This window comes from Neisseria sp. Dent CA1/247 (assembly GCF_022870825.1).
GTDB classification, from domain to species: Bacteria; Pseudomonadota; Gammaproteobacteria; order Burkholderiales; family Neisseriaceae; genus Neisseria; species Neisseria zoodegmatis.
Genome location: NZ_CP091522.1, coordinates 2,155,674 through 2,178,071, shown reverse-complemented (window position 1 = coordinate 2,178,071; position 22,398 = coordinate 2,155,674). Strand labels below are relative to the sequence as shown.

Annotated in this window: 20 protein-coding genes; 11 read left to right on the top strand and 9 right to left on the bottom strand. The window is 50.6% G+C overall.

Features of this window, described 5'->3' with window-relative positions; genetic code table 11:
• From LVJ85_RS10700 to LVJ85_RS10665, 8 genes are all read left to right on the top strand, one after another.
• On the top strand, positions 1-1,569 hold the full coding sequence (locus LVJ85_RS10700; RefSeq protein ID WP_244739811.1) for a LysM peptidoglycan-binding domain-containing protein: 1,569 nt from the start codon (positions 1-3) through the stop codon (positions 1,567-1,569).
• Positions 1,566-2,177 (top strand): hypothetical protein, encoded by a 612-nt coding sequence (locus LVJ85_RS10695; RefSeq protein WP_244739810.1) that lies wholly within the window; start codon positions 1,566-1,568, stop codon positions 2,175-2,177. Before LVJ85_RS10700 ends, LVJ85_RS10695 begins: the two co-directional genes overlap by 4 nt.
• 218 nt (positions 2,178-2,395) lie before the next feature.
• Positions 2,396-4,210 (top strand): RHS repeat-associated core domain-containing protein, encoded by a 1,815-nt coding sequence (locus LVJ85_RS10690; RefSeq protein WP_244739809.1) that lies wholly within the window; start codon positions 2,396-2,398, stop codon positions 4,208-4,210.
• Positions 4,211-4,278: 68 nt separating this feature from the next.
• On the top strand, positions 4,279-4,911 hold the full coding sequence (locus LVJ85_RS10685) for a tetratricopeptide repeat protein (RefSeq protein ID WP_244739808.1): 633 nt from the start codon (positions 4,279-4,281) through the stop codon (positions 4,909-4,911).
• A 450-nt stretch (positions 4,912-5,361) separates the two neighbouring features.
• Positions 5,362-5,508, top strand: coding sequence for an RHS domain-containing protein (locus LVJ85_RS10680; RefSeq protein ID WP_244739807.1), 147 nt, complete (start codon positions 5,362-5,364; stop codon positions 5,506-5,508).
• A 42-nt stretch (positions 5,509-5,550) separates the two neighbouring features.
• On the top strand, positions 5,551-6,168 hold the full coding sequence (locus LVJ85_RS10675; RefSeq protein WP_244739806.1) for an RHS repeat-associated core domain-containing protein: 618 nt from the start codon (positions 5,551-5,553) through the stop codon (positions 6,166-6,168).
• Positions 6,169-6,197: 29 nt separating this feature from the next.
• Entirely contained in the window at positions 6,198-6,719 is a 522-nt protein-coding gene (locus tag LVJ85_RS10670) for a hypothetical protein (RefSeq protein ID WP_244739805.1), read from the top strand.
• Between the two features lie 122 nt (positions 6,720-6,841).
• Positions 6,842-7,483, top strand: a complete 642-nt coding sequence (locus LVJ85_RS10665) for a hypothetical protein (protein ID WP_244739804.1) — start codon at positions 6,842-6,844, stop codon at positions 7,481-7,483.
• 210 nt (positions 7,484-7,693) lie between these two features.
• Here the strand turns inward: LVJ85_RS10665 and pta are convergent, their stop codons facing one another.
• From pta to LVJ85_RS10625, 8 genes are all read right to left on the bottom strand, one after another.
• A complete protein-coding gene (gene pta / locus LVJ85_RS10660; protein ID WP_244739803.1) occupies positions 7,694-9,202 on the bottom strand; it encodes a phosphate acetyltransferase in 1,509 nt (502 codons plus the stop codon).
• Positions 9,203-9,341: 139 nt separating this feature from the next.
• Complete coding sequence (locus LVJ85_RS10655) at positions 9,342-10,334, bottom strand: ornithine carbamoyltransferase (protein WP_244739802.1); 993 nt, start codon at positions 10,332-10,334, stop codon at positions 9,342-9,344.
• Positions 10,335-10,449: 115 nt separating this feature from the next.
• On the bottom strand, positions 10,450-11,559 hold the full coding sequence (locus LVJ85_RS10650) for a class I SAM-dependent methyltransferase (protein ID WP_244739801.1): 1,110 nt from the start codon (positions 11,557-11,559) through the stop codon (positions 10,450-10,452).
• A gap of 300 nt (positions 11,560-11,859) precedes the next feature.
• Entirely contained in the window at positions 11,860-12,594 is a 735-nt protein-coding gene (locus LVJ85_RS10645; protein ID WP_244739800.1) for a UDP-2,3-diacylglucosamine diphosphatase, read from the bottom strand.
• Between the two features lie 161 nt (positions 12,595-12,755).
• The gene (gene dapE, locus LVJ85_RS10640) at positions 12,756-13,886 is read right to left on the bottom strand and encodes a succinyl-diaminopimelate desuccinylase (RefSeq protein WP_244739799.1); all 1,131 of its coding nucleotides are present in this window, start codon (positions 13,884-13,886) and stop codon (positions 12,756-12,758) included.
• Between the two features lie 73 nt (positions 13,887-13,959).
• Positions 13,960-15,018 (bottom strand): alanine racemase, encoded by a 1,059-nt coding sequence (gene alr, locus LVJ85_RS10635; RefSeq protein WP_244739798.1) that lies wholly within the window; start codon positions 15,016-15,018, stop codon positions 13,960-13,962.
• A gap of 186 nt (positions 15,019-15,204) precedes the next feature.
• Entirely contained in the window at positions 15,205-16,011 is an 807-nt protein-coding gene (locus LVJ85_RS10630; protein WP_244739797.1) for an integrase core domain-containing protein, read from the bottom strand.
• A gap of 170 nt (positions 16,012-16,181) precedes the next feature.
• Entirely contained in the window at positions 16,182-16,835 is a 654-nt protein-coding gene (locus LVJ85_RS10625) for an alpha/beta fold hydrolase (protein ID WP_244739796.1), read from the bottom strand.
• Between the two features lie 224 nt (positions 16,836-17,059).
• Between LVJ85_RS10625 and dnaQ the strand changes: the two genes are divergently transcribed.
• Positions 17,060-17,779: a DNA polymerase III subunit epsilon gene (gene dnaQ, locus LVJ85_RS10620; protein WP_244739795.1), complete on the top strand. Its 720-nt coding sequence runs from the start codon at positions 17,060-17,062 to the stop codon at positions 17,777-17,779.
• Positions 17,776-18,465 (top strand): 2-C-methyl-D-erythritol 4-phosphate cytidylyltransferase, encoded by a 690-nt coding sequence (ispD, locus tag LVJ85_RS10615; protein ID WP_244739794.1) that lies wholly within the window; start codon positions 17,776-17,778, stop codon positions 18,463-18,465. The genes dnaQ and ispD overlap by 4 nt, the downstream gene beginning before the upstream one ends.
• Here ispD and LVJ85_RS10610 read toward each other — a convergent pair.
• Complete coding sequence (locus LVJ85_RS10610; RefSeq protein ID WP_370686918.1) at positions 18,440-18,610, bottom strand: lipoprotein signal peptidase; 171 nt, start codon at positions 18,608-18,610, stop codon at positions 18,440-18,442. The genes ispD and LVJ85_RS10610 overlap by 26 nt on opposite strands.
• 120 nt (positions 18,611-18,730) lie before the next feature.
• Here LVJ85_RS10610 and putA point away from each other — a divergent pair, with 120 nt between their 5' ends.
• Entirely contained in the window at positions 18,731-22,396 is a 3,666-nt protein-coding gene (gene putA / locus LVJ85_RS10605; RefSeq protein WP_244739793.1) for a bifunctional proline dehydrogenase/L-glutamate gamma-semialdehyde dehydrogenase PutA, read from the top strand.
• The last annotated feature ends 2 nt before the right edge of the window (positions 22,397-22,398 follow it).

The window sequence follows — 22,398 nt, the reverse complement described above, 5'->3', positions numbered from 1 at the left end:
ATGGCTAATTACCGTATTGAGTTTCTAGATGCAGAGAATAATCCTATGGCTGGATGCCATTTCCAAATTATGCATTATTTCCAAGTTTTGCAGGATGGTATAGCTGACAGTCAAGGTCGTGGAGTTTTTCGTTCTGATTTAATAAAAAATAAAAAAATATGGTTACGCTTTTGGGGGAAGGGTCAAACTCAAGAATCTGCTTTTGCATCCCAAACATTTTTATGGCAAGAAAATGTAGTAACCCAACCCGTGAAAGCACCAACGATATATGAAGTAGACTTGAGAGAGACTGAAAATAACAATAATGAACCGGCTGAGTATAGACAAGCTTTTTATGAAGTTCAGGCTGGGGACACTTGGGAGAGTATCGCTGAGAAGTGTGAAACCGAAGCCGTATTAATTCGATTAGTCAATAATCTTCAGGATGATGCTCCTTTAGAAGTTGGAGATGCTTTATTGTTGCCGAGAGGCGCTAAAAGGCCATTAAAACAATCGTTGGCAAATAAAGAGGTCATGCCAAGTATTGAAGCAGATGCTTTACATAAAGTATTACTTGAATTGGAAGAAAAAAAAGATAAAAAAAGTAAAGCTCCTGAACCTACACAACCTCCTATTCAAGATAATCTGCAAACCGTTCCGGAGGCAAAAAAAGAACCTGCGCCACAGTTGCCAAAACAGCAAGAGCCACCTAAAAAGCCTAAGTTAGATAAGATGAGGAGCGCAGAAAATGGAAAACCAGAAGAGAAAGCAATACCAAATGAAATTTGTTTCTGTAATAGAGATCTTACTTTAAAAGAATTAAAGATGATATTTACTTCACAAAAGATAGATAAAATAATTGAATATCTACCTTTGTTGAATCAAACAATGGCGGAGTATGGAATATTATCTTGTATAGAAAAAATACATTTTTTGGCTCAAATAGGACATGAATCTGCTTCTTTAAAATATACAGAAGAAATATTACCTAAAGGTACTACTGAAGATAAGGCATATGGAGGATATAAAGGGAGAGGTTTGATTCAATTAACCTTTAGAGATGGATATGAAAGTTATGGTAAGCATATAAGAATGGATTTATTGGGGCAAAATAAATATCTATTAGCGAAGCCAAAATTGGCTTCAAATTCTGCAGGATGGTATTGGTCATTAGGTAATCCTTTAAGAACTAATTTGAATAAATTTGCAGATGAAAATGATTTAATAAAAATCAGTGTAGTGGTCAATGGTGGCTTCAATGGATTCAATGACAGGTTGTCCTATTTAAAGAGGGGAGCGTATGCTTTAAATATTCATTCTTGTAAAAAAAATACAAAAAACAATAAATATAAATTTGATAACTTTCAATTAGAGGATAGCGCAGCTTTTTCAAATGCTGAGAATTGCCTTGCTTGGGGAATTTGGCATGATCCGAATACAAATAGAAAAGGGGTGAATAAAAATTTAGAAGAAGCAAAAAAAGGATATAAACAGTTTTTAAATTTACGTAACAAAGTAAAACTAACTAAAAAAAGATACGGAAAGCCTTTGTCATATTGGATATCATTTGCAGAAAGTAGATTAAAATGAAAAAATTGGTTGTAGCTATAATCCTATTTATTAAAATGAGCTATGGATTTACCCAAAACACACCTATATCACTTGATTCGTTTGTAGAAAACCAAAATCTTTCTTCAAGTAATTTATTGCTAGTTAAGGATTTATTAAACACTTTGCCTAAAAACATGGAAATTGTTTCAATTTCTGATAGGTTTCCAATTCAAATTTATCAATCAAAATCTATGCCTGTAGTAGTAAAATTAATGACTGTAAATAAATATGGCTATGATGGTGATACTTATAATCCGGCTTGTATTGTGGTCTCTAAACCTGCCAATTTTATTATTTATGGCGAAGGAAATAATGGGTTTCCACAATGTCTTGCACAAAAAAAACATCTAATTATTAGCTTCCCCGAAGGGAACTATTTTATTTATAAATATGTAGTAAGAGATACCCGAGATGCTAATACCGATGTAGCAGGTCTCGTGCTACTTGAGAATAGTGACGGAGATATTTCTGAAAGTATTTATAGTGAAAAAATTTTGAGATTGTCAAACCGCGTTCAAAACATAAAATTAATTAAAAAACTTGGTGTACAAGAATTAAATATCTTAAAAAATAAACAAGACAAATAAGCTGCATATAACATATACAAGAAAACCGCTACGGCCAAACCCACCGCTTCGGCAACCACCGCCGCGAGCTGCTGCAAACCACCGTTTACCACCGCGACCGCCTCGGCCGCATTACCCAAAAAGACAGCCACCATACCGACAGTACCCACAGCGACAGCAGCCGCTACTTCTACGACAAACTCAACCGTCTGACCCGCGCCTACAACGTCCACAGCGACTTGCGCCTCAGCTACAATTCAGACGGCCTGCTAGTCAAAGAACAATATCAAACACTGGGCGAACCGATACAGCCGGGCATCATCACGTCCCGTACCCAAGACGGTATTCCGTTGGTGACCGAATACCGTTACGACATCCTCGGCAACCGCACCCAAACCATCCTGCCGACGGGCGAAACCCTCAACTACCTCTACTACGGCAGCGGCCACCTGCACCACATCAATCTCGACGGCGACACCATTACCGATATCGAGCGCGACGACCTGCACCGCCCCGTATCCAGAAGCGCCGGCAAATTACACACCCGCCTGATTTCAGACCCCTTAGGCCGTCTGAAAGAACAACTGGTACAACTCGAAGTATCTAGCGGCAAAGCCACCGAGCTGAAAGGCCTGATCAAACGCCGTTATCATTACGACGCTGGCGGTAATCTGGTTCAAACCGAAGACCAACACCACGGCAATAAAGACTACGCCTACGACCCGCTGGGCCGCATTACCCGTGCCGGCGACGAACGCTTCGCCTTCGACCCCGCCCACAACATCAGCGGCGACGGTGTCAAAGTTACCGGCAACCGCCTGACCGACTACAACGGCATCCGCTACGTATATGATCAATTAGGCAACCTGAGCGAACGCCACAACGACGCAACGGGCGAAAGCCAGTATTACCGTTACGATGCCGACAACCAGTTAACCGAAGCGCGTATCGAACAGACAGGCAGGCCGTCTGAACACTGGCACTACCGCTACGATGCCTTAGGCAGAAGGGTCAGCAAACAGAACGCCCACAACCAAAGAGAAACCCGTTTCCTATGGGAAGGCAGCCGCCTGTTACAGGAATACAGCGATAAAGCGACCTATACTTACGTTTATACCGAGCAGGGGAGCTACGAACCGTTGGCACAAATCGTTCAGACGGCCAACCGGGACGGCAGCAAAACCGACAGACAGATTCTGTACTACCACAACGACCAAATCGGCATTCCGCACGAACTGACGGATGGGGAAGGCAACATCGTTTGGTGTGGAGAATACAGCGGTTGGGGTAAACTGAATAATGCGGAGAATGCAAACCTGAAAGAAGACGTGCATCAGCCGTTCCGATTGCAGAACCAGTATGCGGATAGAGAGACGGGGCTGCATTACAACTTCTTCCGTTATTATGATCCGCACTGTGGGCGGTTTACGCAGCAGGATCCGATTGGGTTGGCTGGTGGGGATAATTTATATACTTATTTCTACAACATTTTTATGGCGGTAGATGCTTTAGGATTAGATATTACTGCGAAAGCAACAGCTACAGGATACAATTTACAAGGAAGTAGATGTTTAGTTGAAGCATTTGGTTACCAATACTCAATGAAGGATGGTATTGATGCAGCAAATAAACACGGTTTATCGATAATTACAAAAGGATCAAAGCTAGCTAAAGTTGCACATGAAGCACCAGGAACTATTCTTAAAGGTGTGGAATATTTAGGCAAGGGCAAGGGGGTTAAGCTTGGATTAAATTGTGAGGAAACAAACGATTTCCTGAAAGATTTAGAAAAAGCAGAGCAAAATGGAAAATTCAGTAGATGTGGTAAAAACGGCCGGGGAGATCCGATGGGAGTTGATTCATGTATAAAAGAGGGAGAGCTCAGAGATTTTCTAAATTCCGTAAGCGGTAAATATAATTTGGATACTGAAAAAATTATCTTTGGGGCTCAAAATAGCATGAAAGAAAGTGTAATGGATCGACCAGGAGGAATAAAAGATAGAGTACGCAATGGTTTGTTTAAAGGAAGATTGGATCAGTCTTATGATTTCTAAGTTAACGGTCTTTATTGTAAGTTGTATGGTTAGTGGTTGTTTTGATATCCATAATAAATTGAAGCAAGATGAATATTATAACAATACCTACCAAAAAGAGTTTTGTCGCACAGCGCAAGAAAAAAATGTGTAAAAATAACTATTTACTTGTCGAATCTTGCAAAGAAAAATCTAATAGGGATGAGGTGGTTTCATGCCTTAAACCTTATGCTGAAAACGGTGTAATTTACGTTCAATTAGTTTTAGGTATTCTTTATTCTTTTGATGATTTACCAAATACCAAACCTGACTATACTCAATCTGTATATTGGCTGACAAAAGCAGCAGAATCTAATAATGCATATTCTCAAGCTATTCTAGCTGATTTCTTAGGCAAGAATGAAAATAAAAAATATCCATTTTATAGCAAAGATAAGCAGTTTTATTGGTATAAGAAGAGTGCTGAAAATGGTGAGTTTTCTGCGCAAAGAAACATGGGAGAATTTTATTTTTATGGCTTTAAAGGAGAAAAAATTATCCTAGAAAAAAACATAAAAGAAGCAGTAAAATGGTTTGAGAAAGCAGCAGCGCAGGAAGATGTCTCATCGTATCAAATGTTGATACACATTTATAGTGAAGGTTATCCTGAGATACCTATTGATGAAGATCGCGTAAAAGAATATATCAAAAAATTAAAAAGATTAGAGAGAAGCTCTTCTTAGGAGATTACAGTCAAATAATCTACTTTATTCCCTCTATCGTTTATTTTCAGGCAGGCATGTTTTTCAAGTGCCTGCCTGAAGTTTAAATAGGTCTAAAAATATGGTTAAGCAGGATAAATACCTTACCGATTTATACCTTAAAGGTTAGTACCAAACGCTGCGCGAATTAATCTAGTATAACATCAACCCTATAATTTCAAATAGCTTTTCTCTAACAGCTAAATATCGTTAAGATGCTGGCTAGCTATGGATAAAAGCCATTATTGAACAGACAGGCCGTCTGAACACTGGCACTACCGCTACGACGCCTTAGGCAGAAGGGGCAGCAAACGGAACGTCCACAACCAAACGGAAACCCGTTTCCTATGGGAAGGCAGCCGCCTGCTACAGGAATACGGCGATAAAGCGACCTATACTTACGTTTATACCGAACAGGGAAGCTACGAACCGTTGGCACAAATCGTTCAGACGGTCAACCGGGACGGCAGCAAAGCCGACAGACAGATTCTGTACTACCACAACGACCAAATCGGCATTCCGCGTGAACTGACGGACGAGGAAGGCAACATCGTTTGGCGCGGAGAATACAGCGGTTGAGGTAAACTAAATAATGCAGAGAGTACGAATCTGAAAGAAGGCGTGCATCAGCCGTTCAGGTTACAGAACCAGTACGCGGATGCAGAGACGGGTCTGCATTACAACTTCTTCCGTTATTACGATCCACACTGCGGGAGGTTTACGCAGCAGGATCCGATTGGGTTGATGGGGGGGGGGGATAACTTATACCAATTTGCACCCAATATACAAAGATGGGCGGATATCTTAGGTTTGTGGAAATGGGGGGATCCCATTCCAACTGCTAGTGAGGATAATTTTTGTGGTTATATGTTTAATAGAACAGTTGATGGAACGGTGAGAGATAAATTAGCAGGGTTATTTGTAAATAACACTACTAATATCGTTTCTGCTCAGGCAACTGTTCCAACTCCTAATATAGCAACAAAAGCCAAGCCAACAGCTTTATCAGCGACAGCAGGTGTTCTTAGTGTTGGGGTGAATGCTCAATTAAGTTTGTTGGATCCGGAAAATGCTCCTCATTATGCTAATGCAGGAGAGGAGTTTTATTTAAGGCATAAAATTGGTAAATGTAGAAAATCAGGAAAAGAAGATGTGGCTTCTGAAGCTCAAGATGCTTTAATTTTAGAAAAAAATCAGGAAAAAGCAGCTCAAATTTTAAGAAAAAATAACTGTATGTAATTATTGAATTTAATTGGAGAGTAAATGAAATGTTTATAAGATATTTTTTTATTAGTTTCACTTCAGTATTGCTAACGATAATATTTTTTTATTTTTCTTTAACAACAAATATTTTTGGTGAGAGTTTTATATATTCACCCCAAGATAAAAAGTACATTAATGAAGATAAAAATGAAAACAATCCATATATATATAAAGATAGTTATTACGCGTACAAAAATTGGAAGGTAAAAGTAGGAAATTCTGAGAACTTTAGAATAGGCTCTACAATTGCAGTCACAAATGTTAAAAATCCGATTACGTTGACAATGACAGATAACGATCTAAATCATATGGTAAATTTATCTATATCACAAAAAAACTCTGACAAAGGTTCTGTTACTTGTAATGCCAATAGAGTCCATGTGTTTTTTAATTCAAATAATGATATTGATGGTATAAGTTTATATGATGGGAATTTAAAAAATGGTTATCCTCAATATAGAGTTAAAATAAAGAGAAAAAATGGTCAATGGGAAATTGTTGAAAGAGCTGAGGCAAATTGTTTGTGAATGTGTAAGAAATAGGGCTTTCTTAGATTATTATTAAATAATAGTTTGGAGTTAGTTGTTTGAGGATGCATATTTTATTTGAAATAATTAATACTTATTGTGATGAGTAAAAGATTTTTATAATGAAAAATTTATTGTTTTTTATCATATTTTCTTTCATATTGTCTTCATGCGTTCATCATGAAAGTTCAGTAATGATTCAAGATAGTAATTTGTTGAATGAAACAACTCTGCAAGAAAGTTTGGGGCAGGATTTTAACGAAATTTTTAATTTGTTGTCTGATGATGGAATCAAAGCTATCAGCACAAATGCAAAAGTAGTTGAAGTCAATGGATATAGGATACTGTATTCAAATTCTGATGAAATATTTATTTTAAAAGATGGAAACGTTTTAGCAAGAATAAATGGAAGTAGCCGATTATTTTATGATTCTGACGCAGCGCCCTTGCTAGGACAGAGAGTGCTGCTGAAAGATAATTTTATAGAGTACAACAATAACGTTAATAGTTTTCTTGATTATGGAATTGATGGTCTGGATGTAATTGAAGAAAATGATTTTAAGTTTCTTAGAGAAAATCAAAAGAAAACGTTACAACCGAACTCTTCTTTTGTGAATGGGGAAAAGTGTACCAATGCAATTGAAGGCATTTCTCGGCTAGCTTGTTGTGGGAAAATTGGTTATTACTTTTCTTGGACAAATGGTTGGACAGTTAATGAAAAATTAACACAAAAATGTCAATATATAAGCAAGGGATTGAAGTAGATTAGTTCTAAATATTAATATTTACGAAAGTCGTAGAATTTTTCACTGTTGCTTTAGTGATCCAAAGTTGAAACCGAATTTACACATCCAGTAGTTTCTTTCATAGCAGTTATTATTCATGAATGATTGCTAATCTATATCAGCTCTAAATCAAAAGGCCGTCTGAAAATATTTTCAGACGGCCTTTTGGCTTTTTAAAGTGAAAACAGTTTATTCACCCATCTGTACGGCTTGGATGGCTGTCAGGGCGATGGTGTAAACGATGTCGTCTACCAATGCGCCGCGCGACAGGTCGTTTACCGGTTTGCGCAGGCCTTGCAGCACGGGGCCTACGCTTAATACGTTGGCGTTGCGCTGTACGGCTTTGTAGGTGCAGTTGCCGGTGTTGAGGTCGGGGAACACCAATACGGTGGCTTGGCCGGCTACTTTGCTGTCGGGTGCTTTGGATTTGGCTACGCTTGGTACGGTGGCGGCGTCGTATTGCAGCGGGCCGTCTACGTCGATATCGGGGCGTTTTTCGCGCACGAGGGCGGTAGCTTGGGCGACTTTTTCTACGGCGGGGCCGGCGCCGGAAGTGCCGGTAGAGTAGGAAATCATGGCTACTTTAGGCGGGATGCCGAAGGCTTTGGCGGAATCGGCCGATTGGATGGCGATGTCGGCCAGTTGCTCGGCGGTCGGTTCGGGGTTGACTGCGCAGTCGCCGTAAACCAGCACTTGGTTGGGCAGCAGCATGAAGAATACGCTGGATACCAAGCTGGCACCGGGGGCGGTTTTGATCAGTTGCAGGGCGGGGCGGATGGTGTTGGCGGTGGTGTGTACTGCGCCGGATACGAGGCCGTCTACATGGTTTTGCGCCATCATCATGGTGCCGAGCACAACGGTATCTTGCAGCTGCTCGCGGGCTTGTTCGGGTGTTAAGCCTTTGCTCTTGCGCAGTTCGCACATCGGCTCGACGTATTGTTCGATCAATGTGGCCGGATCAATGATTTCTAAAGAATCGGGCAGGGTGATGTGGCGCTCTTTGGCTACGGCTTCTACTTCGGCACGCGGAGCCAGCAATACGCAGCGGGCGATGCCTTTTTCATGACAGATAGCCGCGGCTTGTACGGTGCGGGGTTCTGCGCCTTCGGGCAACACGATGCGTTTGTTGGCTTTGCGGGCGGATTCCATCATGTTGACGCGGAATTGCGCGGGCGACATGCGGCCGGTTTTTTTCAGCAGCAAATCGGTGTTGCAAAGATTGTCGGTAGAGCCGAGGTAGGCCAAGCCGGTTTTTTCGGTAAGCGCGGCGCCCATGCCGGCATCTTCGCCGTCCAATACGAAGCCTGCCAATACGCCGGGGGCGGTGGCATAGGCTTGTTTGGCAATGTTCAGTTGTCCGGTCAGTTGCTCGAGTGAGTTGCCGTTGGCAACGAGGGAGAACACGACGTTGGCGTCGAGCGACAAGGCCAGCTCGATGTTTCGGGTTGACAGGAATACGCGTTCTGCATCGGGTTTGATTCCTTTGATCACGACGTTTTCGGCGTCTAAGCGGGAAACGCGGGCAACCAGCATATCCAGCCAGTCGTCGCAGCGGCCGGAGCAGAGCATGACTTCGGCTTCGCCGGTTTCATCGAGTGCACGTGACGCCGTCGCGTTGGGCAGGGCGGCGGCAACGGCTTGGGTAACGGCCCAGCCGTCTGAATGGGCGGATACGGGAACGATCAATACAGTAGCCATGTTTTGAATCCTTTTCATGGGAATGGAAAATGGAAAGTGCGGGGATTTTATCACTTTGGCGGTGCGGTTTATACCTGCTGCTTTCCGGTAAATGGTTGCCGGTGAGGGCGTGTTTGCAAATAAAAGCGAAATCAAATGCTTAGGATAACAGCGCCACCAAAACGGCTTTAATGGTGTGCATGCGGTTTTCCGCTTGGTCGAACACGACGGAAGCAGGGCTTTCGAATACTTCTTCGGTAACTTCCACTCCGTTCATGCCGAAGGCTTGGTAAATCCATTCGCCGACTTTGGTTTCGCGGTTGTGGAAGGCGGGCAGACAGTGCATGAATTTGACGTTGGGGTTGCCTGCGGCGGCCATCAGTTGGGCATTGACTTGATACGGGGTCAGCAGCTCGATGCGCTCTTTCCACACGCTTTCAGGTTCGCCCATCGAAACCCATACGTCGGTGTGGATGTAGTCTGCGCCTTTGACGGCTTCTTTCGGGTCTTCGGTAAGCGTGATGCGGGCGCCGCTGTTTTGGGCGATGCGGCGGGCGCGTTCGATCAATTCTTCAGACGGCCACAGGTCGCGGGGGGCGCCGATGCACACGTCCATGCCCAATACGGCGCCGCCGAGCAGCAGGGAATTGCCCATGTTGAAGCGGGCGTCGCCCATGTAGGCAAATGCGATTTCTTTCAGCGGTTTGCTGCAATGTTCGCGCATGGTCAGCATGTCGGCGAGGATTTGGGTGGGGTGAAATTCGTCGGTGAGGCCGTTGAACACGGGTACGCCGGCATATTTGGCCAGCTCTTCGATGGTTTGTTGGCTGAAGCCGCGGTATTCGATGGCGTCGTACATGCGGCCGAGCACGCGGGCGGTGTCTTTGATGCTTTCTTTGTGGCCGATTTGGCTGCCGCCCGGCTCGAGATAGGTAACCGACGCTCCTTGGTCGTAAGCGGCGACTTCAAAGGCGCAGCGGGTACGGGTGGAGGTTTTTTCAAAAATCAGCGCGATATTCTTGCCTTTCAGTTTTTGTTGTTCCCGGCCGCTTTTTTTGGCGGCTTTCAATTCGGCGGAAAGGTCGAGAAGGTATTGGATTTCTTCGGGGGTAAAGTCCAGCAGTTTCAGAAAATGGCGGTTTTTGAGATTCATGTCGGTTTCCTGAGGGGTAGGGTAAGGAAGGTTCAGACGGCCTGAGACAGGGCTTTTACGTAGGGGATAGTAATTTATTTTTTATATTCATTCAAATACCCTGTGCCGATGATGTTTACGCCGCTTTCAAACGGTAGAGAAACGTGGTTTCGCGGCTGCGGGCGAAGGCCAGCGGGTCGGCTTCATCATCGGCTTTGCGGTGGGTGGGGCGGGTGCTGAGGATATCGACCACTTGCAGTGAGGCCGTCTGAAAACATTCGGCCAGAAAATCGGGAGAACGCAGATGCAGATGCTCGGCTAAGTCCGACATAATCAGCCATGCTTCGCCGCCGGCATTCAGATGGCCGCGCACGCCGTTGAGAAAGCCTTTGAGCATGGCGTGGCCAGGGTCGTAGAGCGCGGCTTCGATGGCGGAAGTGGGTTTGGCGGGCAGCCACGGCGGGTTGCACACGATGAGGTCGGCCTTGCCTTGCGGGAATAAGTCGGTGGTTTCGATGCGGATGTTTGCCGAGAAGTCGAGGCGTTCGATATTGGCTTGGGCGCACGCTATGGCGCGGGGGTTGGTGTCGGTGGCGGTAATGTCGGGGATGCCGCGGCGGGCGAGTAGGGCGGCAATCACGCCGGAACCGGTGCCGATATCGAACGCGGTTCGGCATTCAGACGGCAGCGGTGCTTGGGCGATTAAATCGAGATATTCGCCGCGCAAGGGGGAAAAGACGCCGAAAGGAACATGAATGCGGGCATTGAGCGCGGGTACGAACACGCCTTTTTTGTGCCATTCGTGGGCGCCGATGTAGCCGAGCAAGCGGTTGAGCGGCAGCAAAAACGGTTGGCCGTCCGGCGTGCCGTAAACGTCGGCAAGTGCTTCGGAAACATCGGGAGCACGCGGCAAATCGAGGGAAAAGTCTGCGCCGATTTCCACGGCTAACATATTGAGCAGACGGCTGTTTTGCGATTGGCGCATGCGGTGGCTGTGAAAGGCCGTCTGAATATCGGTATTCGGTTTGCTGTTGGGCTTGCGCAGGCGTTTTTTCATGGCGGCCAACACTTGTTTGGCGTTGTGATAATCGCCTGTCCAAACGGTGGCGGTGTTGTCGCGGGCGGCGGCCAGCACGGCGGCTGCGTTGGTTTCGCCGCTGTAAACGGTTTGTGCGGGCGGTTTTTGGGTGCTTTCGCTGCGCCATTCAAGTTTATGGCCGCGGTTGGTGGGGATAAGGATAGACATGGGTGGCCGGAAAAAAAGAAGTGCCGGCAGTGTACTATATTTTGGCGGGCGGATGCGGGCTTTGCGGGTGGATTTGTGAGGGCTGCGGGCGGTTGGATGTCGGGCTGGGATACCGCGTCACGCGGTGTGATGATTTATGGTGGTTTTCAGACGGCATGTTGGGATGTCTGATTTGTGTTTTGCTTGTTTGTGGTGGTTTAGATGGCGGGCGGATGCGGGCTTTGCGGGTGAATTTGTGAGGGCTGCGGGCGGTTGGATGTCGGGCAAGGATGCCCGCCCTACATTTTGTTGCGGTAGTTTTCAGACGGCCTCTAAGGGCTTTATCTCCGCCCCGTTTTCCGTTACAGCCAAATAACCGCCGCGCACGCCGTGCCAATCGGGCAATACATAGCGGGTAACGGTTTGGCCGTGGCGGGTGTGTTGGTGGATGTTCGGTCTGTGGGTGTGGCCGTGGATGATGGCTCGGGCTTGGGGGTAGCGGTTTAAGGCCGTCTGAACGCCGTGTTCGGTCACGTCGGAAAGGGCGGTTTGCCCCATTTGCTGTTTCTTGTGTTTGCTGGCGGCGCGCAGGCGGTCGGCGATGGTGCGGCGGCGGTTTTGGGGCAGGGCGAGCAGCAGTTTTTTCAGCCACGGCTGGCGGATGATGCGGCGGAAGCGTTGGTAGGAAACGTCGTCGGTACACATTTCGTCGCCGTGGGTAATCAGGTAGCGGGTGCCGTAGAGTTCGGCGATGTGGTTGTCGGGCAGTAGTGTGATGCCTGCTTGGGCGGCGTAGCGTCGGCCGAGCAGAAAATCGCGGTTGCCGCAGATGAAGTACACCGGTGCGGTTTGGCTGAAGGTTTTTAATGCCGAGGCCGTCTGAACGGCGATGTCGCTCAGGATGTCGTCGCCGAGCCATACTTCGAATAAGTCGCCCAAGATATAGAGTGCGTCCACCTTGCCCTGCCAGCGGTTGAGGGATTGCAGAAACAGGCGGTTGAGTTCCGGTGTGTCGTCGGAAAGGTGCAAGTCGGCGATGAAGATGGTTTGGCGCATAGGCTGGTGTGTGGATGGGGCGGTAAAGGCCGTCTGAAAGCGAGCTTGTGTGCTTCGCTAAAAAACGGCCTTCGGGTTTTCGTGAACCTTGTGAAGTTCGATTGGGCGAAATTCACAAGGTTCGTTTGGGCGAAACCCGCTTGGCGGGTTTTCAGACGGCCTCAGAGCAAAGCTTTGAGCATTTCTTCATACACCGCCGAGAGCTTGGGAATGTCGCTCAACAGCACGTTTTCGTTAATCTGATGGATGCTGGCGTTGCAGGGGCCGAGTTCGATCAGTTCGGCGGCGATGGCTTTGATGAAGCGGCCGTCTGAAGTGCCGCCGCTGGTGGAAAGCTGTGTTTGCACGCCGCACACTTTGGCGACGGCTTCGCGGGCGATGTCGGTCAGGCGGCCTGCTTCGGTGAGAAACGGCTGCCCCGAGCAAGACCATTCCAAATCGTAGCTGATGCCGCAATTGTCCAAAATATCGTGCACGCGCTGTTTCAGGCCGATGTCGGTGGATTCGGTGGAAAAGCGGAAATTGAATTTGACGTTGAGCGTGCCGGGGATAACGTTGGTTGCGCCCGTGCCGCCGTTGATATTGGAAATCTGAAAACCGGTGGGCGGGAAATATTCGTTGCCTTTGTCCCATTCGGCGGCGGTCAGTTGCGCCAGTGCGGGCGCGAAAACGTGCACGGGGTTTAACGCCAGATGGGGGTAGGCGATGTGCCCCTGCTTGCCTTTAACGGTGAGGTTGCCGGAAAGCGAACCGCGGCGGCCGTTTTTCACTGTATCGCCCAGCGTTTCGACGGCGGTCGGTTCGCCGACGATGCAGTAATCAATCAACTCGCCGCGCGCTTTGAGCGCATTGACCACTTTGGTGGTGCCGTCGTAAGCGTCGCCTTCTTCGTCGGAGGTAATCAGTAGCGCGATGCTGCCGGTGTGGTCGGGATGTTCCGCCGCAAAACGCTCGCAGGCGGTAACGAAACAGGCGATGCTGGTTTTCATATCCGCCGCGCCGCGCCCGTAGAGGCGGCCTTCGCGCTCGGTCGGCTCGAACGGCGGCGAATCCCATTTTTCAGACGGCCCCGGCGGCACTACGTCGGTATGCCCTGCGAAGCACACCACCGGTGAAGCCGTGCCGCGCCGCGCCCAGATGTTTTTGGTGTCGCCGAAGTTCATTTCTTCGACGGTAAAACCGATTTTTTGCAGCCGTTCGGCCAAAATCTGTTGGCAGTTTTGGTCGTCGGGAGTAACGGAAGGCCGGGCGATGAGTTGCTTGGTTAAGGCGAGAGATTGGGTGTCGTTCATTTCTTCCTCTGTTTTTAGATATATCGAGGCCGTCTGAAACTGGGCTTTGTAGCTTTCAGACGGCCTCGGTGTGTTATTCGTAATAAGTAAACTTGGCGCGCTTCACGTTGCACAATAATTCGTAGGCAATCGTGCCTGCCGCTGCCGCCACTTCGTTGATGTTTACCGTGTCGCCCCACAGTTCCACTTCGTCGCCGATGCCTTCGCGGGAAACGTCAAGCTCGATCGTCATCATGTCCATGGAAATGCGGCCGATCAGGCGGCTGCGGTGGGTGCCGACAGCCACGGGCGTGCCGGTGGGGGCGTGGCGCGGATAGCCGTCGGCATAGCCGCAGGCGAGCAGGCCGACGCGGGTGGATTTTTGCGTATAAAACACCGCGCCGTAGCCCACGGGCGAATGCGGCTGCAACACGCGTTCGCCAAACACGCGCGTACTCAGGCGCATCACGGGTTTCAGGCGTTCGTCGCTGCCGCCGAAAGGCGATATGCCGTAAAGCGCAATCCCCGCTCTGCCCCAGTCGCGGCGGGCTTCGGGAAAGCGCAGCATGGCGGCGGAATTGGCCAGACTTTCTTCGCCTTCCAAGCCTTCGCAGCCCAAATCGAACGCTTCAAGCTGGATTTCGGTCATGCCGCTCTCGGGGTCGTCGGCGCAGGCGAAATGGCTGAATTTCACAATCTCGGCCACGTTTGGATTCTGCTTCAGCGCGGTGTAGGCGGCGGCGTAGTTGTGCGGGAAGAAGCCGGCGCGGTGCATGCCGGAATCCATTTTCAGCCACACTTTTACGGGTGCCTGCCATTCGTGGTGCAGCAGGGCTTCAAGCTGCCATTGGCTGCATACGGCGGGCCACAGGCGGTATTGGTCGACCAGCGCATATTCTTTGGTTTCAAACACGCCTTCGAGCAGCAGAATCGGGTTTTCGATGCCGTTTTCGCGCAATTCCACCGCTTCTTCAATGGCAGCGACGGCGAAACCGTCTGCCATGTCCGCCAACGCATGTGCGCACCGCACCGCGCCGTGCCCGTAGGCATTGGCTTTCACCACCGCCAACAGTTTGTTGCCGTGGATGTTTTTCAGTGTTTGGTAATTGTGGCGCAGGTTTTCGAGGCGGATTTGGGCGTTCAGCGGGCGCATGGTTTTGAGTATCCTTTGTGCGGTTTCGCAGCTGGTGTGTGAATAAGATTGATGGGCCGTATGTGTTTGTTTAGTGTGAGGCCGTCGGCGGTTTGATGTTGCTTTTCAGACGGCCTGTATGTAAAGAATGGGATTATAGGCCGATTGGCGGCGTTTTAAAATGGATGTAAGAAATCCTCGCGTTGTTTACACAACAGATTGAGAAAAATAAGCCTGTAAAACCTCAAAAGGCGTATCGCCCTTCAAGCCCTTATGCGGCTTAACCGTATTATAAAAATTCACAAAACGGCATAATTCCTTCTGCCTGTGTTCCGAATCCTTAAACGGAACTTTGTCATGCCACATTTCCATCAGGGTGCGGATTACCCGTTCTGCCTTACCGTTGGTCTGCGGTCGGGCAATACGGGTAAACTTCTGGTTGATGTTGTTCTGCACACAGGCAATCGCAAACGGATGCGACGCATTGCCACGGTATTCCATGCCGTTGTCCGAATAGGCGCATTCGATGGTATAAGGACAACAGTCAATCACATCACGCAAAAGGAACTTGGCTGCACTGGCCGCTGTACGGTCGGGCAAAATGGCCGCATACAGCTCGCGGGAATAGTCGTCAATGGCGACAAACAGGTAATCTCTCGAGGCGGTTGCTTTTTGGTTTTGCAACAAAGGCAGTCGTTTGGTGTCGAAATGCACCATTTCGCCGGGATAGGATTTGTTGTAGCGTTTGGCCTGTTTCTTGAGCTTTTCCTCGATGTTTTTTTCCACTTTTGCCAAACGCTTCATTCCGTATTTGGCCTGTTTGAAACGGTTGTTGGTGCTGTTTTGTGGTGCGAGCAGCTGCAACCGTGCGGCCTTTAGGATGCGGTAAATGGTAACTCTGCTGACTTGGTATTGCCGGGCCAGTGAGGTAACGGTGATTTTATCCTGTGTATAGGCGCGCCAAACGGCTTGGCGTTGGTGTGGGGTAAGGCGGGTGTTTTTATGGATGTTCATGGCAGTATTGTCTTTCAAATACTGTAAACAACGCTAGAGTTTCTTACATATGAGACCTTTGCAAAACTGCTATCTGCGGCGCATTTCTGTATCTCTGTATCTAAAGAGTTTTGCAAAGGTTCGCATATCTATGGCGCGGCGGATACGGTGAGGCCGTCTGAATGGGCGGTTTAGATGGCGTTGCCGTTTTGGTCTGTGTGGATGAAGCGGCCTTGCAGCAGAAACGCGGCGGCTTGGGCGGTAACGCGGCGGTCAAACAGCATGGCGGTGTGCGAGGTCGGCATCACGATGTGGTCTTTCATGCCCGGGCAGCAGGTTTCTCGGATGGTAACCGTGCCGTCGTGCCCGCCTTGAATGCCCAGCAAGCGGCCTACGCCCACGGTTTTGCTGCCGGCCAAGCTGCCCAATTCGATACCGTCGGGCAGGGCGGGCGCACGGCCGTCCAAAGCGTGGCAATAAGATGCGCCCAAGGCAAAACGCGCCAGCCCCAGCCGTTTGATTTGTTCGGCGGTGAAGCTGCCGCGGTGGGGCGTGCCCAAAGTAACGATTCTGCCGCGGACGCATTCGGGATAAGCCGCGGCGAAGTGGCGCAATACCAGCCCACCCAAGCTGTGGCCGACAAAATGCAGCGGCTCGTTGTGAACGCGGTAGTATTGCTCGACCTGCGATGCCAGCGCGGCGGTGTGCACGGAAACCGGATAGCGCAGGCTGCGGTAATCGAAGATGTCGGCGCTAAAACCCTGTTGCTGCATCATGCGGGCAAAAGGCCGCATCACCCAAGCGCGCATATACAGGCCGTGCAGCAGCAAAACGTGATGGGGCATAGCGGTTTGTCCTTTTTATTTACGGTGAATCGTTATGAAGTCGGGCACATTGCCGACGGAATATTATATCGCCGCAAAACTTGGTTGTGCCAGACGCTTGCCTGCTAGAAATCCGCAGCAAAAACCGAGTATGGCAAACGGGTTTGAGCACCATCTTTGCTTTTACTTTCCCCCTTGCTTTTAGTATGATGCGGCAACCGTATTTTGCCTTTTGATAAACCATCATGAACACCCGCCAAATCATTCTCGATACCGAAACCACCGGCCTTTATCCCAACAGCGGCGACAGATTGGTCGAGTTTGCAGGCTTGGAAATGGTCAACCGCAAGATGACCGACAACACCCTGCATCTGTATGTACATCCCGACCGCGACATTCCCGAAGAAGCGGCGGCGGTTCACGGCATTACGCTGGCGCAGTTGGAAGAGCAAAATGCGCCCAAGTTTGAAGAAGTAGGGCGGCAGATTGCCGACTTTTTGCGCGGTGCGGAATTGATTATCCACAATGCCAAGTTTGACGTGGGCTTTCTCGATATGGAGTTCCGCCGCATGGGCTTGCCCACCATCGAAGAGCTGGGCTGCGAAGTTACCGACACGCTCGGCATGGCGCGCGAAATGTTTCCGGGGCAGAAAGTGAGTTTGGATGCGTTGTGTACCCGTTTCGACGTTGACCGCAGCAAGCGTGTGTTTCACGGCGCATTGATCGACTGCGAACTGCTCGGCGAAGTGTATTTGGCGATGACGCGCGGCCAGTTTGATTTGATGGGCGACAGCGCGTCGGAAGAGCAGGAAACGGTGAATGTGGCGGTGGAGTTCCAGCGCCCCGCGTCTTTGAAAGTGGTGGCTGCCGATGCCGGAGAGCTGGCGGCGCATGAGGCGTATTTAGACGGTTTGGACAAAGCCGTGGGCGGAGCGTGTGTGTGGCGCACGGAGGCGCAGGCATGAAACGGCACATCGCCTTGATTCCCGCCGCCGGTGTCGGCGAACGCTTCGGCGCGGGCAAACCCAAGCAGTATGTGGAAATCAACGGCCGCACGGTTTTGGAACACACGGTCGGCATTTTCACCGCCCATCCGGGTATTAGCCTGACTGCGGTTGTGTTGGCGCCCAACGATACCGGTTTTAGCGAAACCCGTTTTCAGACGGCCTCAGAAAAAGTAGCCGTCTTACATTGTGGCGGCGAGAGCCGTGCGGAAACCGTGAGAAACGGATTAAACGCCCTGCTGGAGCGCGGCTTGGCCGAAGCGGGCGACAATATTCTCGTGCACGACGCCGCGCGTTGCTGTTTGCCAGCCGAAGCCCTCAGCCGCTTGATTGACGAAGCGGGCGATGCCGAAGAGGGCGGCATTTTGGCCGTGCCCGTGGCCGACACGCTCAAGCAGGCCGACGAACACCGCTGCATCGGTGCCACCGTGCCGCGCAACGGCCTGTGGCAGGCGCAAACGCCGCAGCTTTTTCGGGCGGACTTATTGCAACGCGCGCTGGAAACTTGCGATTTGAACCGCATCACCGACGAAGCCTCCGCCGTCGAAATGCTCGGCATCCGCCCCCGCTTGGTGCAGGGCGACAGCCGCAATTTGAAGCTCACTTTGCCGCACGATGAATTTATCGTACGTTTGTTGTTGAAATGAATATAGGCTGAGACCTTTGCAAAACCTCCAGATGTGGATGCAGTTCAAGGCGTAGCAGCACAGCGAATGCAGACATATCATATAGATAGGCAAACGAGCGAGCAGCGCACAACGCAGAAATGCGCCGCAGATGGGGGTTTTGCAAAGGTCTCAGGCCGTCTGAAATGATTTTTCAGACGGCCTTACCTTATATTCTATTGAGTCAAAGGTTTCACAGCGGCATCTGAATCTGCCGCATCAAGAAAATCAATCTTCGGAGAAAAACATGTTTAGCTTTATCAAACCCCAATCCGCTTTGCGTGATGCCGTTACCGCCGCCTACCGCCGCGACGAGGCCGAAGCGGTGGCCGATATGCTGCAACGCGCCGAAATGAGCGCAGAGGAAAAAGAAGAAGCGGCGAAACTGGCGCGCCGTTTGGTGGCGCAAGTGCGGGCCAACCGCACCAAAGCCAGCGGCGTGGATGCGTTGATGCACGAGTTTTCACTGTCGAGCGAAGAAGGTGTGGCGCTGATGTGTTTGGCCGAAGCCCTGCTGCGGATTCCCGACAATGCCACCCGCAACAAGCTGATTCAAGACAAACTTTCGGGCGGCAATTGGAAAAGCCATCTGAACAACAGCCCGTCGCTGTTTGTGAACGCCGCCGCATGGGGGCTGCTGATTACCGGCAAGCTCACCGCCGCCAACGACGATAAAACTTTGGGCATGGCCTTAACCCGCATCATCGGCAAAGGCGGCGAACCGATGATACGCAAGGGCGTGGATTACGCCATGCGTTTGTTGGGCAAGCAGTTTGTTACCGGCCAAACCATTGAAGAGGCATTGAAAAACGGCAAAGAGCGCGAAAAATCGGGCTATCGTTTTTCGTTCGACATGCTCGGCGAAGCGGCGATGACGCAGGCCGATGCCGACCGTTATTATCAGGATTATGTAAACGCTATCCACGCCATCGGCAAAGATGCGGCGGGTGCGGGCGTGTATGAAGGCAACGGCATTTCGGTAAAACTTTCCGCCATCCACCCGCGTTATGCGCGTGCCCAGCACGAACGTGTGATGAGCGAACTGCTGCCGCGTTTGAAAGAGCTGTTTGTGCTGGCGAAACAATACAATATCGGTCTGAACATCGATGCCGAAGAAGCCAACCGTTTGGAACTGTCGCTCGACCTGATGGAAGCACTGGTCGGCGATGCCGATTTGGCCGGTTTCAACGGCATCGGTTTTGTGGTGCAGGCCTATCAGAAACGCTGCCCGTTTGTGATTGATTATTTAATCGACCTCGCACGCCGCCATAATCAAAAACTGATGATCCGCTTGGTAAAAGGCGCGTATTGGGACAGCGAAATCAAATGGGCGCAGGTGGACGGTTTGAGCGGCTATCCCGTTTACACCCGCAAAGTCCACACCGACGTATCTTACCTCGCCTGCGCCCGCAAACTGCTGGCCGCACAAGATGCCGTGTTCCCGCAGTTTGCCACCCACAACGCTTACACCTTGTCGGCGGTTTACCAAATGGGGCAGGGCAAAGATTTTGAATTCCAATGCCTGCACGGTATGGGCGAAACGCTGTACGACCAAGTGGTCGGCGCGAACAACTTGGGCCGCCGTTGCCGCATTTACGCACCGGTGGGTACGCATGAAACGCTGCTGGCTTATCTGGTGCGCCGTCTGCTGGAAAACGGTGCCAATTCGTCGTTTGTGAACCAAATCGTTGATGAAAAAGTGAGCATAGACGATTTGGTCAAATGTCCGCTCGATGCCGCCGCACAAACACAAGGCAAAATGCACGCCGCGTTGCCGTTGCCGCGCAACCTTTACGGAGCAGGCCGTCTGAATTCGCAAGGCGTGGATTTGAGCAATGAGTTTGTGCTGAAACAACTGCAAAACGAGATGAACGCCGCCGCACAGAAAAATTTTCAGACGGCCTCCATCACCGCCGTGGCCGTACCAAGCGGCGAACCGCAGTCCGTGCGCAATCCCGCCGACCACAGCGATATTGTCGGTACCGCCGCCTTTATTCAGACGGCCTCCGTCAGCGATGTGGTGGCCGCCGCCAAAGCCGCAGAGCAGGCATGGGTGGCCAAGAGGCCGTCTGAAAGGGCAGAATGCCTGCGCCGCTTTGCCGACCTGCTCGAAGTCCACATGCCCGCGCTGATGATGCTGGCGGTGCGCGAGGCGGGCAAAACGCTGAACAACGCCATTGCCGAAGTGCGCGAAGCGGTCGATTTCTGCCGCTATTACGCCGACGAAGCCGAAACCACCTGCGCCGAACGCGCGCCGGTCGGCACCATTGTCGCCATCAGCCCGTGGAATTTCCCGTTGGCGATTTTTGTCGGCGAAGTCGCGGCCGCGTTGGCCGTCGGCAATACCGTGATTGCCAAGCCCGCCGAGCAAACCTGCCTGATCGCCCATTACGCCGTGCGCCTGCTGCATGAAGTGGGCGTGCCGCAAGACGCGCTGCAACTGGTGTTGGGCGCGGGCGAAGCGGGTGCTGCGTTAACGCAAGACGAACGCATCAACGGCGTGATTTTCACCGGCTCCACCGAAGTGGCCAAACTGATTAACCAAGCCCTGAGCCGCCGCGCCGACAACCCCGTGCTGATTGCCGAAACCGGCGGCATGAACGCAATGATTGTCGACAGCACCGCGCTGGCCGAGCAGGTGTGCACCGACGTGCTGGCTTCCGCGTTCGACAGCGCCGGCCAGCGTTGTTCCGCCCTGCGGATTTTGTGCGTGCAGGAAGACGTGGCCGACCACATGATTCGGATGATTAAAGGCGCGATGAGCGAGCTGAATGTCGGCAATCCGATACACCTTGCCACCGACATCGGTCCCGTGATTGATGCTGAAGCCCAGCAAAACCTGCTGGCGCACATCAACAAAATGAAAGGCGTAGCGAAGTCGTATCACGAAATCAGGCCGTCTGAAAACGAGCGGAGCGAGTTTCGCCAAAACGAGCGGAGCGAGTTTCGCCAAAACGAGCGGAGCGAGTTTCGCCAAAACGGCGGCAACGCCACATTCGTTGCGCCGATACTGTTTGAACTGAACGATTTGAACGACTTGCAGCGCGAAGTGTTCGGCCCCGTGCTGCATGTGGTGCGTTACCGCGCGCACGAACTCGACGGTTTGATTCGGCAAATCAACGGCAAAGGCTACGCGCTCACCCACGGCATCCACAGCCGCATCGACGGCACCATCGAGCACATTTGCAGCCGTATCGAAGCGGGCAACGTGTATGTGAACCGCAATATCGTCGGTGCCGTCGTCGGCGTACAGCCTTTCGGCGGCCACGGCTTGTCGGGCACCGGCCCCAAAGCGGGCGGCGCGTTTTACCTGCAAAAACTCAGCCGCGGCAAATGGCAGATACCCGCGCTCACCCGCAACGGCAAAGCCGACGAAACCGCGTTGGCGGCATTGGAAAAACTGATGCAGCAAATGGGCTTCGACCACGAACAAAAAGTGCGCTTGGGCAGAGTGATGGGAGAAACGCGCGTACACACCCTGCGCCAAGCCGAAACCCTGCTGCCGGGGCCGACGGGCGAACGTAACACCGCCATGTGGCGCGCACCCGAAAAAGTGTGGCTCTATGGCGGCAGCTTGGAAAACGCCTTTGCCGCGCTGATTCAACTGGCGGCGGCGGGTTCGGCGGCAGTCGTTACCCAAGAACACCCGCTGGCCATCTGGCGCGAACATTCAGACGGCCTGATTGAAGTGAGCAGCCGCAACGTGCCCGAAGGCATCAGCCATCTGGCCGCGCTGGAGCCGCTTCCCGCCGAACTCAAACAGCAAACCGCCCTGCAAGACGGCGCAATCATCAAAATACTCGATGCCGCCGACGGCTTGGACATTTTGCAGCTGTTCGAAGAAATCAGCCGCAGCGTGAACACCACCGCGGCGGGCGGTAACGCAAGCCTGATGGCGATGGCGGAAAGCTGATC

What these genes read in the sequence shown, in the direction of transcription:
- dapE (WP_244739799.1), bottom strand. Translation starts at nt 13,886, where the DNA reads ATGAACGACACCCAATCTCTCGCCTTAACCAAGCAACTCATCGCCCGG.
- ispD (WP_244739794.1), top strand. Translation starts at nt 17,776, where the DNA reads ATGAAACGGCACATCGCCTTGATTCCCGCCGCCGGTGTCGGCGAACGC.
- dnaQ (WP_244739795.1), top strand. Translation starts at nt 17,060, where the DNA reads ATGAACACCCGCCAAATCATTCTCGATACCGAAACCACCGGCCTTTAT.
- LVJ85_RS10685 (WP_244739808.1), top strand. Translation starts at nt 4,279, where the DNA reads ATGAATATTATAACAATACCTACCAAAAAGAGTTTTGTCGCACAGCGC.
- LVJ85_RS10645 (WP_244739800.1), bottom strand. Translation starts at nt 12,594, where the DNA reads ATGCGCCAAACCATCTTCATCGCCGACTTGCACCTTTCCGACGACACA.
- putA (WP_244739793.1), top strand. Translation starts at nt 18,731, where the DNA reads ATGTTTAGCTTTATCAAACCCCAATCCGCTTTGCGTGATGCCGTTACC.
- alr (WP_244739798.1), bottom strand. Translation starts at nt 15,018, where the DNA reads ATGCGCCCGCTGAACGCCCAAATCCGCCTCGAAAACCTGCGCCACAAT.
- LVJ85_RS10700 (WP_244739811.1), top strand. Translation starts at nt 1, where the DNA reads ATGGCTAATTACCGTATTGAGTTTCTAGATGCAGAGAATAATCCTATG.
- LVJ85_RS10650 (WP_244739801.1), bottom strand. Translation starts at nt 11,559, where the DNA reads ATGTCTATCCTTATCCCCACCAACCGCGGCCATAAACTTGAATGGCGC.
- LVJ85_RS10625 (WP_244739796.1), bottom strand. Translation starts at nt 16,835, where the DNA reads ATGCCCCATCACGTTTTGCTGCTGCACGGCCTGTATATGCGCGCTTGG.
- LVJ85_RS10630 (WP_244739797.1), bottom strand. Translation starts at nt 16,011, where the DNA reads ATGAACATCCATAAAAACACCCGCCTTACCCCACACCAACGCCAAGCC.
- LVJ85_RS10655 (WP_244739802.1), bottom strand. Translation starts at nt 10,334, where the DNA reads ATGAATCTCAAAAACCGCCATTTTCTGAAACTGCTGGACTTTACCCCC.
- LVJ85_RS10695 (WP_244739810.1), top strand. Translation starts at nt 1,566, where the DNA reads ATGAAAAAATTGGTTGTAGCTATAATCCTATTTATTAAAATGAGCTAT.
- LVJ85_RS10665 (WP_244739804.1), top strand. Translation starts at nt 6,842, where the DNA reads ATGAAAAATTTATTGTTTTTTATCATATTTTCTTTCATATTGTCTTCA.
- LVJ85_RS10670 (WP_244739805.1), top strand. Translation starts at nt 6,198, where the DNA reads ATGTTTATAAGATATTTTTTTATTAGTTTCACTTCAGTATTGCTAACG.
- pta (WP_244739803.1), bottom strand. Translation starts at nt 9,202, where the DNA reads ATGGCTACTGTATTGATCGTTCCCGTATCCGCCCATTCAGACGGCTGG.